12 protein-coding genes are annotated in these 17,741 nt (G+C 39.7%); 9 read left to right on the forward strand and 3 right to left on the reverse strand.

The window, feature by feature from the left end; genetic code table 11:
* Window positions 1-666: a hypothetical protein gene (locus tag QL229_RS03825; RefSeq protein ID WP_135925500.1), complete on the reverse strand. Its 666-nt coding sequence runs from the start codon at window positions 664-666 to the stop codon at window positions 1-3.
* Between the two features lie 365 nt (window positions 667-1,031).
* Between QL229_RS03825 and QL229_RS03830 the strand changes: the two genes are divergently transcribed.
* Both QL229_RS03830 and QL229_RS03835 read left to right on the forward strand, forming a co-directional pair.
* A complete protein-coding gene (locus QL229_RS03830) occupies window positions 1,032-2,099 on the forward strand; it encodes an AI-2E family transporter (protein ID WP_135925495.1) in 1,068 nt (355 codons plus the stop codon).
* A gap of 118 nt (window positions 2,100-2,217) precedes the next feature.
* Window positions 2,218-4,473 carry an aminotransferase class V-fold PLP-dependent enzyme gene (locus tag QL229_RS03835; RefSeq protein WP_138556847.1) on the forward strand — a complete coding sequence of 752 codons (2,256 nt, stop codon included), beginning with the start codon at window positions 2,218-2,220 and terminating at the stop codon, window positions 4,471-4,473.
* Between the two features lie 71 nt (window positions 4,474-4,544).
* On the opposite strand, the gene QL229_RS03840 is transcribed toward QL229_RS03835, so the two are convergent.
* Window positions 4,545-5,576: a LacI family DNA-binding transcriptional regulator gene (locus QL229_RS03840; protein WP_281546495.1), complete on the reverse strand. Its 1,032-nt coding sequence runs from the start codon at window positions 5,574-5,576 to the stop codon at window positions 4,545-4,547.
* A gap of 348 nt (window positions 5,577-5,924) precedes the next feature.
* Here QL229_RS03840 and pgi point away from each other — a divergent pair, with 348 nt between their 5' ends.
* The 5 genes from pgi to QL229_RS03865 all read left to right on the forward strand — a co-directional run bounded on the left by pgi (window position 5,925) and on the right by QL229_RS03865 (window position 14,880).
* Window positions 5,925-7,571, forward strand: coding sequence for a glucose-6-phosphate isomerase (gene pgi / locus QL229_RS03845; protein WP_138556849.1), 1,647 nt, complete (start codon window positions 5,925-5,927; stop codon window positions 7,569-7,571).
* 280 nt (window positions 7,572-7,851) lie between these two features.
* Window positions 7,852-9,324, forward strand: a complete 1,473-nt coding sequence (gene zwf, locus QL229_RS03850) for a glucose-6-phosphate dehydrogenase (protein ID WP_135925485.1) — start codon at window positions 7,852-7,854, stop codon at window positions 9,322-9,324.
* 5 nt (window positions 9,325-9,329) lie between these two features.
* Window positions 9,330-10,040 (forward strand): 6-phosphogluconolactonase, encoded by a 711-nt coding sequence (gene pgl, locus QL229_RS03855; protein ID WP_138556850.1) that lies wholly within the window; start codon window positions 9,330-9,332, stop codon window positions 10,038-10,040.
* Between the two features lie 654 nt (window positions 10,041-10,694).
* Window positions 10,695-13,292, forward strand: coding sequence for a TonB-dependent receptor (locus QL229_RS03860; protein ID WP_138556851.1), 2,598 nt, complete (start codon window positions 10,695-10,697; stop codon window positions 13,290-13,292).
* Window positions 13,293-13,368: 76 nt separating this feature from the next.
* Window positions 13,369-14,880, forward strand: a complete 1,512-nt coding sequence (locus tag QL229_RS03865; protein ID WP_138556852.1) for a tryptophan halogenase family protein — start codon at window positions 13,369-13,371, stop codon at window positions 14,878-14,880.
* A 38-nt stretch (window positions 14,881-14,918) separates the two neighbouring features.
* Here the strand turns inward: QL229_RS03865 and QL229_RS03870 are convergent, their stop codons facing one another.
* Window positions 14,919-15,629 carry a DUF6445 family protein gene (locus QL229_RS03870; RefSeq protein WP_199527383.1) on the reverse strand — a complete coding sequence of 237 codons (711 nt, stop codon included), beginning with the start codon at window positions 15,627-15,629 and terminating at the stop codon, window positions 14,919-14,921.
* Window positions 15,630-15,872: 243 nt separating this feature from the next.
* On the opposite strand from QL229_RS03870, the gene QL229_RS03875 reads away from it, so the two are divergent.
* Window positions 15,873-16,577 (forward strand): SapC family protein, encoded by a 705-nt coding sequence (locus QL229_RS03875; RefSeq protein ID WP_135925472.1) that lies wholly within the window; start codon window positions 15,873-15,875, stop codon window positions 16,575-16,577.
* Between the two features lie 124 nt (window positions 16,578-16,701).
* Window positions 16,702-17,736 carry an isoaspartyl peptidase/L-asparaginase gene (locus QL229_RS03880; protein WP_135925470.1) on the forward strand — a complete coding sequence of 345 codons (1,035 nt, stop codon included), beginning with the start codon at window positions 16,702-16,704 and terminating at the stop codon, window positions 17,734-17,736.
* Window positions 17,737-17,741 lie beyond the last annotated feature (5 nt).

The following is a 17,741-nucleotide window of genomic DNA, read 5'->3' on the forward strand; positions in this document are numbered from 1 at the left end:
TTATTCCTTGTTGATTTGCTCACCTAACATGACTTTTGCTATGTCTATTTCGTCGCTGCATGCTCGGCTATCTTTTTCACACAATTGATAGAAATCTTTTATTGTGACTCCGTCTAGCTTAACAACGTTCAACTCCCGTTGTAAAAAAGTTATGATTTTATGTACGACTTTGTGTGCGTGTAAGATTAAGGCTTTATCAGCTTTATCGCCACGTTCAAAATAAAAAGCTATAAATTTGTGTAGTTGATTAAAGCGTATAAGGTTCCTCATTGAATGCGGATCCCAGACTCTAAACTCCATAAATCGATTGTCTTTGATGTATTGGTCAACAGTGACATCTTTAGCAAAGGGGTAGGCCCATAATTCGAAACCTCGATCGGTAAAGCTCTGGTGCAATGCGATGCGTGGCTTTTGCTCACAGACAATTTCACCCATGTCGGTTTCGTAGCCTCCTAGTAGCTCAAGGTTCCAATTTCTAGGATCTATTAATCTTTTTACCGCATTGTCAAAGCCATGATCTAAAATACCTTCAGATTCACTCACTGACGATGCTACCAAATGGTAAAATGGCGGCAACTCCCCCCAGTTTATTTGTTTTTTATACCAATTAATCTCTTTAAGAGTTGGATTCGCAGGCAATTGCGCTTTATTATGCGAGCCAGGCATCGTGTTTCCTTTACTACCAGTTATTGATTAAGGATAAACTATTGTTTTGCGTGTTTTAAGAAAAAAATGAGCTCTTCTCACTATAAAGGATTATTTTTCCAAGATGATGTCATCTTATACTTATTATTCATATTAATAACGCAGTTGATTCGCTATGTTAATGGTTGATTTGAGGGACTATAAGTGCCCACAACAATTTATTCAGTTTAAATTAGGGTTAAATAAGGCACAATCTGTAAATCAACCCGTCACTTTTACATTTAATGCTGCACATTCTAGTGATGATATGCAGCGCTTTTTAGAAAAACATCATTACCATTTTGAAATTGACCTAGAATTAGGTGTGTTAACCGTGGAGCCCGTTTGTGTTTGAATATGTAAAAGCTTGGTACGAAAATAAATTTTCTGATCCCCATTCAGTAACCTTATTGTTGCTGTTAATTGCAACCTTTGCATTTTTCTATTTTTTTGGCTCTTTACTGGTACCTGTTTTAGTCGCACTGGTAATTGCTTATTTACTGGATTGGCCTGTAGCGCATTTAGAAAGGCTAGGTTTAAAACGCTTCACTGCCACAATTATTGTCATGTTAGTGTTTAGTGGCTTAATGATCACCATTATCGTCGGCATGGGCCCTGTGCTTTGGCAGCAAACCAGTAACCTTGTGCAAGAAACCCCTTATATGATTGAAAAAGGTAAAGCGCTGCTTTTACATCTTCCTGAGGATTACCCAAGTTTGATCACTGAAGATCAGGTTAAATCAATTGTTACCAGTGTTGAAACCAAAGCTATTGAGTTTGGTCAGTTAGTACTATCAGTGTCATTAACGTCTATAAAAGATGTGGCAGCTTGGTTGATTTATTTGATTTTAGTACCGCTCCTGGTGTTCTTTATGCTTAAAGATAAGTTAGAACTTACACAAAGTGCTGAACGTTTATTACCTAAGCAGCGCCGCTTAATCATTCAAGTTTGGCAAGAAATGAATCAGCAAATAATGAATTATATTCGCGGCAAGGTATTTGAAATTTTAATTGTTGGTACAGCTTCTTTTATCGCCTTTGCCGTTTTAGATCTGCGTTACGCGGCCTTGTTAGGTGTTTTGGTTGGTCTATCTGTATTGATACCCTTTGTGGGGGCGGCACTGGTGACTATTCCTGTGGCTGCGGTGGCGTTGTTCCAATTTGGTTTAGAAACGCAGTTTTGGACCATTCTAATCATCTATGGTGTAATTCAAGCACTTGATGGCAATGTGTTAGTGCCTTTACTTTTCTCTGAAGCTGTTGACTTAAATCCGGTGTTTATAATTGTTGCAGTGTTGTTTTTTGGTGGTTTATGGGGGTTTTGGGGGGTGTTCTTCGCAATCCCGCTAGCTTCATTAGTAAAAGCACTTATAAATGCATGGTCATCTAAAAAAGAAGAGTTGATTGAGCGCTAGCTTAGTCTTAAAAAGTATAGAAAACGCACTTTACTGACTAATTGATTATTATAATTTAGCCGTGAAAACTGTAAAATAGGTTATAAGATATATCTTTTAGTAATATGGTGCGTTTTTCATGGCAAGTTTTTTCCTTTCTGACGATGCTAATCAACAAATTTATTTAGATGCGAATGCAACGACTCCTGTACTTTCTGACATTGCCGATGTTGTTTCGCACACGATGCAAGTTTGCTTTGGTAATCCATCGAGCTCTCACATTACAGGTATTCAAGCTAAACACCTATTAGAACAAACACGCACCAAAGCACGCGAAGTGATAGGTGCTACCGATGGCGATATTTTATTTACCTCAGGTGCGACCGAAGGTATTCAAACGGCGGTTGTTTCAACGCTTATTGCTGCTAAAAATCACCAAATCGAGAACCCTGTATTACTTTATGGGGCTACAGAACATAAAGCGGTGCCTAATACCTTAAAGCATTGGAATAATGTGCTTGATATCAACGCACGCGTTTTAGCTATTCCAGTTGATAAAAACGGTATTTTAGATCTTGAGTTTATTCGTGAACATGCTGCTAATGCATTGATGATCTGTACTATGGCAGTAAATAACGAGACCGGTGTGTTCCAAGATTTAACCGCCATTGAGCGAGTAATTCGCAGTGAGAACAATAATGTAGCCTGGATGGTAGATTGTGTTCAAGCATTAGGAAAAACCAATTTAGCACTTAGCGAAACAACGATAGATTATGCGCCATTTTCTGGTCATAAATTGTATGCACCGAAAGGTATCGGTGTGCTGTATATTCGTAAAGGCAGTGCGTACACACCATTTATAGCGGGTGGCGGCCAAGAAAGCGGAATGCGCTCAGGCACCGAGAACTTACCAGGTATTGCTGGTTTAAATAAACTGTTCTCACTATTACTTGATAAACAAAACCAGACATTTAAGCCTCTTGAGCAGTTGCATGATTATCGTAAGCAGTTACATGCAGCTCTCTTAGATACGTTTGGTAGCATTACTTTTAACCATAGTTTTGAGCATTCAGTGCCCACTACGTTAAACTTTGCAGTTGATGAACTAACCAGTAAAGAAGTGATGGACTTATTTGATGCTGCGGGCATCCGAGTAAGCGGTGGCTCTGCATGTAGCTCTGGTGCTAATCGTAGCTTTGTTCTTGATGCAATGGGCGCTAGTAATTGGCAAAGTGAAAATGCGATTCGTATGTCGTTTGGCCCAGCTGCAAGCCAACAAGAAATTGACTTTGCCTGTGAAAAAATCCGTTCTTTAAAACCGATTCTAGAAGCTAACTGCCTAGTTGTCTCTGATAGCACATCGCCTCAGCAAGAAGTCTGCGCGATTGGCTTAACACAGCTACGTCATCAAGCGGCATGTTGTTGGTTGTATGTTGATTGCGATAAAAACGCAGTGGTGATTGATCCTATCATTGAGCTTATCCCGCGCATGGCAAAAATTGTCGCGACACAAGGTCTAACAGTAAAAGCGATTTTAGATACGCATAATCACCAAGAGCGTTTATCAGCTCGTTGTTTACTAACCAAAGAGCTCGCAGAGCGTTATGTTGCCAATGAGATAGATGAACTTGGCTGGCCTAAAGATTCAGCAACCATCGAATTAAGCGATGCACGCTTAACTAAAGTAGCGACACCGGGTCATAGTGACGATAGTGTTAGCTATTTATTGTCAGATACGCAAAGTGGTGAGGTCAGCTATTGTTTCTGTGGTGATTTAATCTTACCAGGTGGCTTAGGTAACACGGCAATTAGCGGTGGCGATGCAGCAAAAATGGCACAATCACTAAAACAGCTTGCAATGGCAATCACAGATTCAACAGTGATTTGTTCAGGTCATGATTATCAACAATGCTTTGCAATGGATTGGCACGCACAAAAAGCAACGACGCCATTATTAGCAAAACTATTAAATGAGCAAGTATCAGATGTTCAGTTTGTTGAGTTAAAGCAACAAGCGGATGAACAAAAGCATGCAGAGAGTCACTCTTTATGTGGCTATGTTGAAACACTTGAAAGTGCGCCGATGAAACAGCTAGCAGCAACCGACGCTAAAGCAATGTTAGACGACAAGGCAACTTACCTTATCGATACGCGCGAACCTTATGAACATGGTGCGAATAATTTAGCTGAGTTATTTACAGTTGCTGATAGCAAAGTGATCAACATTCCATTAAGCCGTATGGCTAATGCTATAGTCCAAGGGCAGCTTGATAAAGCACATAACTACATTTTGGTGTGTCGTAGTGGTAACCGTTCAAAACAAGCCGCAAACAATTTGTCGCAGTTAGGTTTTGAAAATGTGTATAACTTAAATGGTGGTTTAGCATTGTTTTGATTGATATCAGAACAATTCAGTCATCAAACAAAAAAGCCGCTAAATAGCGGCTTTTTCGTAACTTGAATAAATTAAGCTGAGGTTGGGCCTGAGCTTTCCCGTACCACTAATGAAGGGGTAAAGGTCGTGATGATGTCTTTATCTTGATTACGTGCACCACGGGTTTTTCTAAACAATAACCGAGCGGCATGCTGTGAAATCACATCACTCGCTTGATGGGCTGTTGTTAGTTTCGGCCAAGTTTGACGCGAGAATGGCGAGTCTTCGAAACCAGTGATAGAGAGTTGCTGTGGAATTTCAATGCCCATTAATCGTGAAGCAAATAACGCACCCGCAGCCATCTCATCGTTTCCGCCAAGTAAGGCTGTAATGTTTTTCGGGTTATTCTCACCAAGCAATGCTTTTGCACCTTCAACACCAGATTCAAAAGAATATTGGCCTTCGTAGATCAGAGCATCATTCAATGGGATGTTGTGATCCCTTAGCGCAGCCTGATAACCCTCTAAGCGTTCGGTTGTTGACTTATGTTCTTTGTCGCCGCATAAAAAGCCGATATTTTTATGACCAAGCGAGAGTAGGTGAGCAGTAATTTCGTACGCTGCCGCGTAGTCATTTACATAAATACAGGTGTCTTGATCTTCCTCTGTAGGACGACCAGAAAGCACACGCACATAATGAATGCCCATTTCGTCAAGCATTTCTATGATACTGTTTTGCTCTGAAAGAGGTGGCGTTAATACAAGGCCTGCCAAACGCGAGCGCTTGATCATAGTTTTAAAGTCTTCTTGCATATTCGCATCAAGATAGCTGCATGGATGAATAACCAACTCATAGCCTTCTTCTTTGCAGCGTGATAGCACCCCATTTTGCATGTCGATAACATAGTATGCATTGGGGTTGTCATATACCAGACCAACAGTAAAAGACGATGTGCCTGCAAGGTTACGAGCTGCAAGGTTTGGCTGATAGTTCAACGTGTTTACAGCGTCCATCACTATGTCGTACGTTTTTTTTCTGACAGATGGCTCTTTATTGATCACTCGCGAAACAGTTTTCATTGAAACACCAGCGAGTTTGGCTACATCATTTATGGTTACTTTCATACAGTTACTTTATAGTTAGTTATATTTGTATTATAATAATATCGAAAAGTGTTCACCAGAGCGCTTTTTCTTAATAGGTACATTAATATTTAATATAAGTTAGTTAGTGTATCTAATGTTCTACCAAATTAGCAGTAAAATAATTGAGATAATTTTTATGATACCGGTGTCAAAAGAGAAAAATTGCGCTATTATCTCGACTATAAAATGTAAAAGTAGAACATTGACAGCGTTGTCATTTTAACTTAGTGTTAATTTTCATCGTGTTTTTAATTGCTGTCTTTATTCAACATTAATAAAAAGATAGTTAAAAATCAGTTTGTTGCAAGTTTTGAGGGGATTATATATATGAGCAGCCGTTCGCAATTAGCTAGTTGGCAAGCACTATCTGAAAGTGCCAAGAAGATGAAACAAATTCATCTTAAAGATTTATTTGCCAAAGATAGCACGCGTTTCGAGCAATTCTCAGCTCAGATCCCAGGCGTATTATTCGATTACTCGAAGCAACAAATTGATAAAACAGTTTTTGAACAATTAATCTCTTTAGCGAAAGAGTGTGACATTAGCGCATGGCGCGAAAAAATGTTCAGTGGTGAAAAAATTAACATTACTGAAGACCGTGCTGTACTTCATACTGCACTTCGTAACCGTGCTAATACAGCTATAATAGTTGATGGTGAAAACGTAACAGACGCAGTAAACGCTGAGCTTGCTAAAATGAAAGCGTTCGTTAGCAAGGTTCGCAGTGGCGAGTGGTTAGGCTACACAGGTAAAGCGGTGAAAGATGTCGTTGCAATTGGTGTAGGCGGTTCAAATTTAGGCCCGCAAATGGCAACTGAGGCGCTTGCAGCCTACGCTGATGACACATTAAATGTTCATTACGTATCAAATGTTGATGGTGTTCAGATTGCATCAGTTTTACAAGGTTTAGACGCTGAAACGACGTTATTTGTTATTTCATCTAAAACGTTTACAACATCAGAAACCATGACTAATGCTAAATCAGCGGTTGAATGGTTTTTGCAAACAGCACCGGATCAAGAGCACATTGCTAAGCACTTTGTTGCTGTTAGTACAAATTTAGAGAAAACAGCAGCTTTTGGCATCGCTGATGAAAACGTATTCACAATGTGGGATTGGGTAGGCGGTCGCTTTTCATTATGGAGTGCGATAGGCTTACCAATTGCCTTGTATTTAGGCTTTGAAGCATTTGAAGAAATCTTAGAGGGTGCGTTTGAAATTGATGAGCATTTTAAAAATGCTGAATTTGAAAACAACGTACCATTATTAATGGCGCTTTTAAGTGTTTGGAATACGAGTTTCTTAGATTATACGGCGCAAGCTATTTTACCTTACGACCAAGCATTACACATGTTACCTGCATATTTACAGCAAGGTGAGATGGAAAGTAACGGCAAGCACGTTACTTTTGATGGTGAAACAGTGTCTTACACAACAGTACCTATTATTTGGGGTATGACTGGTATTAACGGCCAACACGCATTTTACCAATGTCTGCACCAAGGTAATGTAATTGTACCAGCTGACTTTATTGCCTCAATTGAGCCGCAAGTAAATGTTGGTAAGCACCATGATATCTTATTATCAAACTTCTTTGCACAAACCGAAGCAATGATGGCTGGTGTTGATGCAGAGCAAGTAACTGCTGATTTAACCGCAAAAGGTAAATCTGAAGCAGAAATTGCAGAATTATTGAATCACAAGATTCATCAGGGTAATCGCCCAACAACCTCAATGTTATTAGACAAGGTTGATGCAAAAACAGTTGGTCGTTTAATTGCACTTTATGAGCACAAGATTTTCTGCCAAGGCATCATCTTAGAAATCTGTTCTTTTGATCAGTGGGGTGTAGAGCTAGGTAAAGGGCTTGCTTCTAAAATTGAAGCTGAATTATTTGATGACACAGTAAGTCATCCGCATGACAGTTCAACGAATGGACTGATCGCTTACTATAAAACGCATCGTAAGCAGTAACTGATTCGCAGCAATAGCTGCAAAACGGATACCTTTGAACGGGTAGCGCTGGAGTTCTTAGGGCCTGTATTTTTGTGAGAGGATTTACAGAGCCCCTAAGACTCATTTACTTCAGCCAATACAAGAATAATGAGTAAGCTACTCACAAAACAAATTCAACAGGTTTTGTTAATGGAACTATCAAACAAAGCCAGATCAACCAGATAACAACGAGCATTGCCAAATTTCATGAGAGTCATGGAGTTTATTTATTCGGCATTGCCAATGTAGAGAGTGATATATGCTAAATCCATTTGATATCGTAATTTTTGGGGGCGGTGGTGATCTTGCGTTACGCAAATTGCTTCCTGCAATGTATCGCGCTTATCAAGAAGGTAATTTACCTCAAGGTTCGCGCATCCTTCCTACGGTACGTGACCAAAACAAATGCAAAGAATATATCGAGACGGCTCATAAAGCTTTGCAAGAATTTTTAGGTAAAGGCGAATACAACGCAAAAGATTGGAAAGCGTTTGCATCTTACTTAGTTCCTGTTGTTTCAAATGTTACTGAAGCCGATGATGACTGGGATAAGCTAAGAGATATTTTAAATGAACACGATGCTGATAAGTCTCGTGTTTTTTACCTTTCATTACCACCTGCAGTATACGGTAGCTGCTGTGAAATTTTATCTTCAAAGGGGTTAATCACAGAAACATCACGTGTAGTGGTTGAAAAGCCAATTGGTTACTGTGGTGAGTCAGCAGAAGCAATCAATGCGAAAATTGCTGAATACTTTAATGAAGAACAGATTTTCCGTATTGACCATTACTTAGGTAAAGAAACCGTACAAAACTTAATGGCACTGCGTTTTTCAAACTCACTGTTTGAAAACCTTTGGGATGCTAAATCAATCGATAACATCCAAATCAGCTTATCAGAAACCGTAGGCCTAGAAAGCCGCGCTGGTTTCTACGATAAAGCGGGTGCATTACGCGATATGGTACAAAACCACTTGCTACAATTACTTTGCTTAGTGGCAATGGAATCTCCAAACAAATTAAACGCAAACAGCATCCGTACTGAAAAATTAAAAGTACTAGAGTCGTTACGTCCGTTAGTGGCTGAAGATGTTGATGCAAACATTGTACGTGGTCAGTATGTACCAGGTAACTTAGACGGTAAAATCGTCCCAGGTTATTTAGAAGAATTAAACGAAGGTGCGAGTAAAACAGAAACTTTTGTTGCTATTCGTGCGCACATCGATAACTGGCGTTGGGCAGGTGTTCCTTTCTATCTTCGTACTGGTAAACGTATGAAAAAGCGTTGTGCTGAAATCGTTGTTGAATATAAAAAGGTTTCACACAATGTTTATACAGACAACGTAGGCAATATTGAGCCAAACCGTCTCGTTATTCGTCTGCAACCTGAAGAAACAATTCAATTAACATTGATGTCTAAGCGTCTTGATAACCTTGAAATGCAGTTAGAGCCAGTAACAATGAACATTGAGTTATCTCAGGCTTATAGTAATGGTTTCCATTCAGATGCTTATAAGCGCTTAATGTTAGATGCTGCGGCAAATAACCCATCACTGTTTATTCACCGTGATGAAGTGCGCCAAGCTTGGAAATGGATTGATCCAATTATTGAGCGCTGGCAAGAAAAAGGCGCCCCTTCGTTATACCGAGCAGGTACTTGGGGACCGGACGATGCTGATGAATTGTTAGAAGAAAACAATCATGTATGGTTTAACACAGGCGATAAGGCGTAATTAAGATGGCAACAATTGTTGAAAAATTCTTTGCAAACAAAGACGAATTAACAGCTGAGCTTTCTTCAAGCCTTGAACAAAGCCTTGTTGCTGGTATTAAAGAAGATGGTCGCGCGGTACTGATGGTATCGGGTGGCTCATCGCCGGCACCAGCTTATAAGCATTTATCAAACCTTGAACTTGACTGGGCAAACATTGATGTAGCTATGGTTGATGAGCGTTGGGTTGATGCTGATCATGAAAAAAGTAATGAAGCATTTATCAAAAGCACGCTGTTACAAAACTATGGCGCTGCAGCTAATTTCGTAACGATGAAAAATGACGCATTAACGGCTCAAAATGGTGTAGCTGATTGTGAAGCTGCCTATAAAGCATTAAAGCGTCCTTTTGATGTGACGATTTTAGGTATGGGTCCTGATGGCCACACAGCATCACTTTTCCCACACGCCGAAGGCCTTGAACATGGTTTAGCCACAGATGATTTAGTGTGTGCAATTAACGCCATTGAAAGTGATGTAACTGGCAAGATCACTGAGCGTATGACGCTAACTTTATCTGCAATCGCAGATTCTAAAGTTGTTAAGCTATTAATTAGCGGTGAAGAAAAACTTGCAGTATATAAACAGGCTAAAGAGGGCGGTGCAGTTGCTGACATGCCTTTGCGTGCAGTATTAAATCACCCACATATCAATATTGAAGTTTATTGGGCACCTTAATCGCCTAATCAAACCAACTTATCTAAAGCGAGCTTAGGCTCGCTTTTTTGTTGTTAAATATTCACTTTAAACAAACCATTTCGTATCAACGCACTTTCTTAAAATAGCGCCATAAAGTGTTAGACAAGTACAAAATGGCCCTATATAATTAAAAATGACAACGCTGTCATTGTTATTGATTGTTATTCTCAAACCCCTTTAGCTTACTCTGCCCAGAAAAAGTTAAAAATAAATTGTACATGACAGAGTGCTTTTAGAAACAGGCTAGTTTCTTAAGCTAATCAACTGTTAGATAACAGTTTTTATATAACTTTTAGTTATGGTTAATAGTTGTACAGTGGCAACTTAAGCTTACAAAATTACACGTTATTTTTAGCTGTTTTCAAAAACTCATCCTTTTGGTCTTTTCATCTGTAATATCACTCATGCTATATTTGCGCCGTTTATTTGTAACAATTCTTAAAAACTCAATATTAAATATTAGTTATATCAATTACTTGATTATTTCGTTGTAAATTTTTTGCACAAATTAACCAAAAAGATGTAGCACAAATGTAATTTAGAGTGTATGGTTTGTTACTAGATGACAGCGTTGTCATCATCACTGGGCAGAAGTGATATAAAAAACCAACAAAATGATTCAAGGGGAATCCTGTGTTAGCTAAAAATTTTAAGAAAAGCTTATTAGCAGTTAATATCGGCCTCGTAATGAGTGCTGGGTTCACTGGCGCTGCATACGCAGCAGAAGAAACTAAAGTTCAAGAAGATGTTGAAGTAATTGAAGTTCGCGGTATTCGCCGTTCACTTGAAGCTTCAATGAATACTAAGCGCTTTGCTGACAGCGTTGTCGATGCTGTTTCTGCAGAAGATGTCGGTAAGTTTCCTGATAGCGATGTAGGTGAAGCACTTGGTCGTATTTCAGGTGTTGCTGTTAACCGTGCTTTTGGGCAAGGCCAGCAAGTGTCTATTCGTGGTGCATCTGCACAATTAACGCGTACTTTACTAAATGGACACTCAGTTGCTTCAACAGGGTGGTATGATCAACAGTCTATCGATAGAAGCTTTAACTACACATTACTTCCACCTGAAATGGTCGGTGGTATTGAAGTTTATAAGTCATCTCAAGCGAATCTCGTTGAAGGTGGTATCGGTGGTACGGTAATCGTAAACACTCGCAAACCTTTAGATCTTGACTCTAATACTCTTTTTGGAAGTGTAAAAGCTGACTACGGTACGATCTCAGAAGAAACAGATCCTGAAATCTCTGGTCTTTATAGCTGGAAAAATGATGAAGAAACGTTTGGTGCGCTTGTATCAGCAGCATTTTCTGAAACAAATTATCAACGCAATGGTATTGAGTCTTTAGTAGGTTGGGGTGACATTGTTCCTTCAACATTCCAACAACAACGTGAACGTACAGCTATTAACGCAGTGTTCCAATACCGCCCGACTGATGAACTAGAGTTAGGTCTTAACATAATGACTTTAGACTTATCAGCTGATAATGCTAACACGTCATTATTTGTTATGTTCCCTGATGACAAAGATGCAGCTTGTGAGCAAGTTAATGTTGATGGAACATGTACTTTCTATCGCCGTTCAGGTGATGGCGCAAATCCAGGTTGGGCACAAACTTGGGCTCGTGCAGGTTCAATGACTTCAGATACTTTTGACTTCGACTTTAAGTATTCAGGTGAAAACTTCGAACTTAAAGGTCGAGTTGGTAATACCCAATCTGAAGGTGGTACAGATTTAACAGCAAACTATGGTTTCTGGTTAGGCACTCCAGCAGACTATGCCGGCACCTATGATGCGACAGGCGATGTTATTGATATTAATGTTGCAAATAAATCATTCACGCCAGATGACTTCCAAGGACAATTATCTTCAGCAGGTTGGGCTCTTAAGAAACAGCCGAATACGGACGAAGAGACTTATGCACAGTTTGATTTAACTATCCCTGTAGATTTTGGCGCAATTACAGCTATTAAAACAGGTTTCCGTTGGGCTGATCATGAAGTTAAGCAAGAAACTTATACTGCAAACTTAGTTGACTCAATCGCTGCATACGATGCATCTCGTTATTACTCAGGTACGGTTTCTTCTGGTGCAGGCTATACATTACCAGAGCCAAAGCTTGATCAAATGATTAGTGATGGTTACGCTGCTATTACCAGCTTCGATAATACATCTATCGCTTATAAATCTGGCTACGGTACGATTCAAGAAGAAAATATCTCGCTATACGCAATGGCTGATTTTTCAGCAGAAGGTATTCGCGGTAACTTTGGCCTAAGATATGTTTCTACAGATGCAGAGTCTGATTATTATGCATTAAATGCTAATGGTGACTATGGTAACGGCCTTAGCACTGAAAAAGCAGACTACAGTGAAGTATTACCAAGTGTTAACGTTGCGTTTGACCTAACTGAAGATATGATTCTGCGCTTCTCTGCCGCACAAGTTATCTCTCGTGCTAATTATGCGGACATGTTTGCAGCATCTTCGTTGTCTGGTTACGAAGATGGCACAATTGGTAATGAGGTAATTACTACAGGTAATATCGGTCTTGAACCGTTTAAGGCAACACAAGCTGATTTCGGTATTGAATATTACTTTGATGGCGACGGCATGATAAGTGCGGCTTACTTTATCAAGGATATTTCTTCATTTACTAAAGTTGACCAAATTCTGAATCAAAGCATAGGCATTGTAGACCCAGATTCAGGTGTTGATAACTGGACAGTTGCTACTAAAGGAACTGGTTCAGGTGGTGAAATTCAAGGTATCGAGCTGCAAATTCAAGATGGTTTTGATAATGGCTTTGGTTATCAAGCAAACTATACTTGGGTTGATTCAGAAGCGCCTGCAGAGAACTTCCCTGACCGCATCGAATTATTCTCTGACTCTTCAGAGCATACGGTTAACTTAGTTGGTTACTATGAAGCAGATTTCTATAGCGTACGTTTAGCGTATAACTGGCGCTCAGAGTATATGGTTCGTGAAGCACCTTACTTCTATGGTAACCGCGAGCATCAAGACTATGGTACGCTCGATCTAACAGCTAAGTTTGCTGTAACTGACTACCTAGACTTAACATTTGAAGCGGTTAATATCACTGAAGAAGATAGTATCCAAATTGGTACTGCTACAGGTGATGCTGAGGTTAAACCAGAGCTTCGTAACGGCTATCCAGCATGGAGCTTTGAAGGTGAAGCACGCTACAAGCTAGGTGTATCACTACGTTTCTAAGTTGATTTAGATAACGAAATTAAGAAAGCCCAGCTTGTACTGGGCTTTTTTGTGAGTAAAAAGTGGGCGAGTAAAAATGATAAAAAAAATCGCAATTGTTGGTGGCGGAACAGCAGGTTGGTTAACTGCTAACCATTTGGGGCATGCGCTTTTAAATAGTGGCATTGAGATCACGTTAATCGAGTCACCAAATATTGCCAGCATAGGTGTCGGTGAAGGAACTGTTCCTTCGATGCGCAACTCATTGCAAAAGTTTGGTATCAGTGAAAGTGACTTTATCAACGAATGTGATGTTACTTTTAAGCAGTCAATCAAGTTTGTAAATTGGCTAGATAAACACAAACATGGTGCTAACTTTTACCATCATTTATTTGATCATCCACATATTTTTGGTGAGCAATTAACGCTGCAGTGGCTTGCTGACGGTAACGGCAATGACTACGCTGAATTTGTTTCTAAACAGCATGTGTGCTGTGAAAATAATCTAGCGCCAAAAACAATCGCAACACCGCAATATGCCGGTATCAACGGTTATGCTTATCATTTTGACGCTAAAAAGTTTGCTTCATTCTTAGGAAGTCATGCCACGCAACATTTTTCCGTAAAACACCTTTTTACTGAAATTAAAGATATAACCTGTGATCAGCAAGGCTTTATTACACATCTAATTGACTCAGAAGGTAACGCCTTAGAGTTTGACTTTATTATTGATTGTTCTGGTTTTTCGGCTGCCTTTATCGGGCAAAAACTAGGGGTCGGTTTTGTCGATAAATCAGATAGCTTATTAACCGACACAGCAATCACCTTGCAAGTGCCTACACAAAGTGATGATGAAATACCGCCTTATACTATCGCCACAGCACACCAAGCTGGCTGGATCTGGGATATTGCGCTTACAGAGCGAAGAGGAGTGGGGTTTGTTTATTCATCTAAGTATATGAGCGATGAGCAAGCTCACGAAAAATTACATCGTTACTTAGGTAATAAATTTGAGCATTTAACGCCAAGAAAAATCCCGATGAAAGTAGGGCATAGAGAAAAAATGTGGCACAAAAACTGTGTTGCTATAGGGTTATCGCAAGGCTTTGTTGAGCCACTCGAAGCCACAGCCATTTTAATTGCGGACTTTTCTGCAGGGTTATTAGCTAAACGTTTTCCGCGCAGCCGCGATGACATTAAATTAGTTGCTGATGATTACAATCAGCACGTGAATTATGTATGGCAGCAAACCTTTGATTTTATAAAAATGCATTACTGTATTTCGGATAGAACCGATTCGGCCTTTTGGCGTGATAACAAAAAAACCGAGCAGCTATCAGAAAAACTAAAAAATAACCTAGCACGTTGGCAGCGCTTTACACCGGTACGAGAAGACTTTGCCAGTAAGTTCGATTTATTCGACTTAGAAAACTACTTATATGTACTGTTTGGTATGCATTATGTACCAGTCAAGCAGCAATCTAAGCAGAACGACAATCAACACGTTGCTGAATTTAAACAGCAGCGCGTCAAGCAGTTATTAAATGAGCTACCTAAGCACAGAGAGCTGCTAGATAAAATAAAGAAATTTGGCTTACAGAAAAACTAGTTTTCATTAACTGAGCTGGCTAAAAACCACTAGCCAGTTCAGTTAATTCTAAAAAATGAGGAGATAGATAAACGGCTGTTGTTAATATCATTGTTGTACTTTTTGTTATTAAAAAGAGCTGCGCTATGCAGTAGGTTGCTCTTATAAATTACTAACCTATTTACCTTTGCTTCAATATTCACCACTTTTTCAAAGAGCTCTGTTGTTTCATTTAAATAGCCCTGATGAGTTGCGCTGTGCTTTTTAGTATCAGCAATCATTTTATGTACGCTATTTTGATTATCAGCTGTCACTTTAATGATGTTGTCAGGGCGGTATTTGTAAATGCCCGTACCACCCCATTCTTTAGCAGATAAATAATGCACTGCTGCAAATGTTTTATCGTCCGTCGAGTCAATATGTGGCATACGCTGTAAGGTATTTAGTTCGTCCGCATTTTGTGTAACTAATGAAAGCTTGCAGCGGTGAAGATATAAATTATTTTCACCGCTTGTAATTATCCCTTGCTCTAAAAGCTCATTAATTAACTGCTCAAAAGCACGATAGTAAGGCGCTGGCATTTCATCACGCTTGCCGGGGTAGAGCGTTCCATCACTACCGAAAGGCTGGAAATAAGCTGTTTCTGTAGCAAATTGATAAATAGGCTCAAGGCTGTGTAAAAAGTCATCAATAATAATGACAGTTTCATTAATTTCAGCAATGAAAACGCTGCTTATTTTATAGTCTTTATTTAAATGATAGCCTTCCATTGTTTGCCTCATTATTTCCATAATTGTTGAATATACTAACAAAAATAGTGGCTTATGCGTGATAATATTTACTTGTTTATAGTTTGTTTTTTCATCATTTGGGATTGATTGGTAAGGTGGGTAGTTTTGTTAATCTATAATGTACAAACTGCCACAAAATTTTCACTTCCTTTTTGTTGCCAAAACCTATAGGCTTTGGGCACTAACAGCAAAAACATATTATAAAATTAATGGAGCAGTATCATGGCGGAGCAACAAGTACAGCCTTTACATAACGAAAAACATGCCAACACTAAAATCCAAAATGGCATCAATATCGAGTTTATGAAAACTCAGCACTTAGTACCTGTGGTTGCACACGAATTTGCACGCATCGCAAATGAATTCCCAATGGCATTTGTTAAAAACAACGAATCAGGTCAATTCCAAGCAGTTGCGTTATTTGGTCTAGAGCCAGGCGAAAACCTTTTCATCCAAGATGGCAAATGGACTGCGGCATTTGCTCCAATGGCAATGACTCGTTATCCACTTGGTCTTGTTAAGCACCCAGAAGCTGATCAATTTGGTATCGTAATTGACGAAGCAAGCCCATTAGTAAGTGAAGAAGCGGGTAACGCACTTTTCGAAAACGGTGAAGAGACCGATTATCTTAAGCGTCGTAAAGAAGCACTTGTTTCTTACATTGAGTTTTCGCAAGTAACAGAAGCATTTACTAAATTCTTAGCAGACAAAGAATTATTAGTAGCGCAAACGCTAACAGTAGAAATTAAAGGTGAGAAAAAAGACATCAACGGTATCTACCTTGTTGATGAGAAAAAACTTAACTCACTAAGCGATGAAGAGTTCTTAGAACTTCGTAAACGTGGCTACCTAGCACCTATCTACTCTTTCTTAACGTCTACTCACCAAGTAGCTCGTTTAGCACGTTTAAAAGCAGCGCAAGCTTAATTTTAAACTGCTGAAAAAAGCGCCATTAGGCGCTTTTTTTGTTTCTTTTATCGGTTAAAGCTTGAAATACAGCGCTGAATTATTCACATTGGGCTTACAAACTAAAATAAATATAAGTGCCCTTATGCTAAAAACATTACTTACCTCAGCTATTGCGCTTAGCGCATTATCATTTAGTACCCTAAGCCACAGTAGTGATCAACCTTTTGCTATCGCTATTCATGGTGGTGCAGGCACCATAGAAAAGAGTCGCTTCACACCAGAACAAGAAAAAGCCTATCGTGAAAAACTAAAAGAAGCCGTTGAAACCGGCTATGCGGTACTCGAAAAGGGCGGCGAGAGCTTAGATGCCATCACTGCGGCAATTAATGTGCTTGAGAACTCACCGTATTTCAACGCAGGTCGCGGTGCTGTGTATACTTATGATGGTGCTCATGAGCTTGACGCATCAATTATGGATGGCCGTACACGTCAAGCAGGTGCTGTTGCAGGGGTTAAACATATTGAAAACCCTATTAATCTGGCACGCCTAGTGATGGAAAAATCAGTGCATGTCATGCTCAGCGGTCAAGGTGCCGAAGAGTTTGCAAAAACCCAAGGTATGCCGCTGGTTGAAAACAATCTATTCGATACAGATCATCGCTACAAGGCATTATTAAAAGCCAAAGAAAAACTCGATAAACAAAAAGTAACTAGCAAAGACTACCAAGCAGCACATAAAGCCCTGCCTGTTAATTACAAAATGGGCACCGTTGGTGCAGTTGCACTTGATAAAAACGGCAATATTGCTGCAGGTACTTCAACAGGTGGTATGACTGCAAAACGCTTTGGCCGTGTGGGCGATTCACCCGTGATTGGTGCAGGTACGTTTGCTGAAAATGAATCATGTGCAGTATCTGCGACAGGGCATGGTGAGTATTTTATTCGCTACAATGTGGCAGCTGATATTTGTGCTCGCGTAAAATACCAAGGTAAAACCATTGTTGAAGCGGGTAACGAAGTGATCCACGATGTATTAATGCCTATAGGTGGCACAGGCGGTGTGATCATCATTGATGCTAAAGGGAACATCAGCTTGCCGTTTAACACCGCTGGTATGTATCGTGCGAGTAAATCAAATACATCACCAACGTATGTGGGGATTTTTAAAGACGAGTAATGAAT

The organism is Pseudoalteromonas sp. PAR1 (assembly GCF_947311895.1).
Taxonomy (GTDB): Bacteria; Pseudomonadota; Gammaproteobacteria; order Enterobacterales; family Alteromonadaceae; genus Pseudoalteromonas; species Pseudoalteromonas lipolytica_C.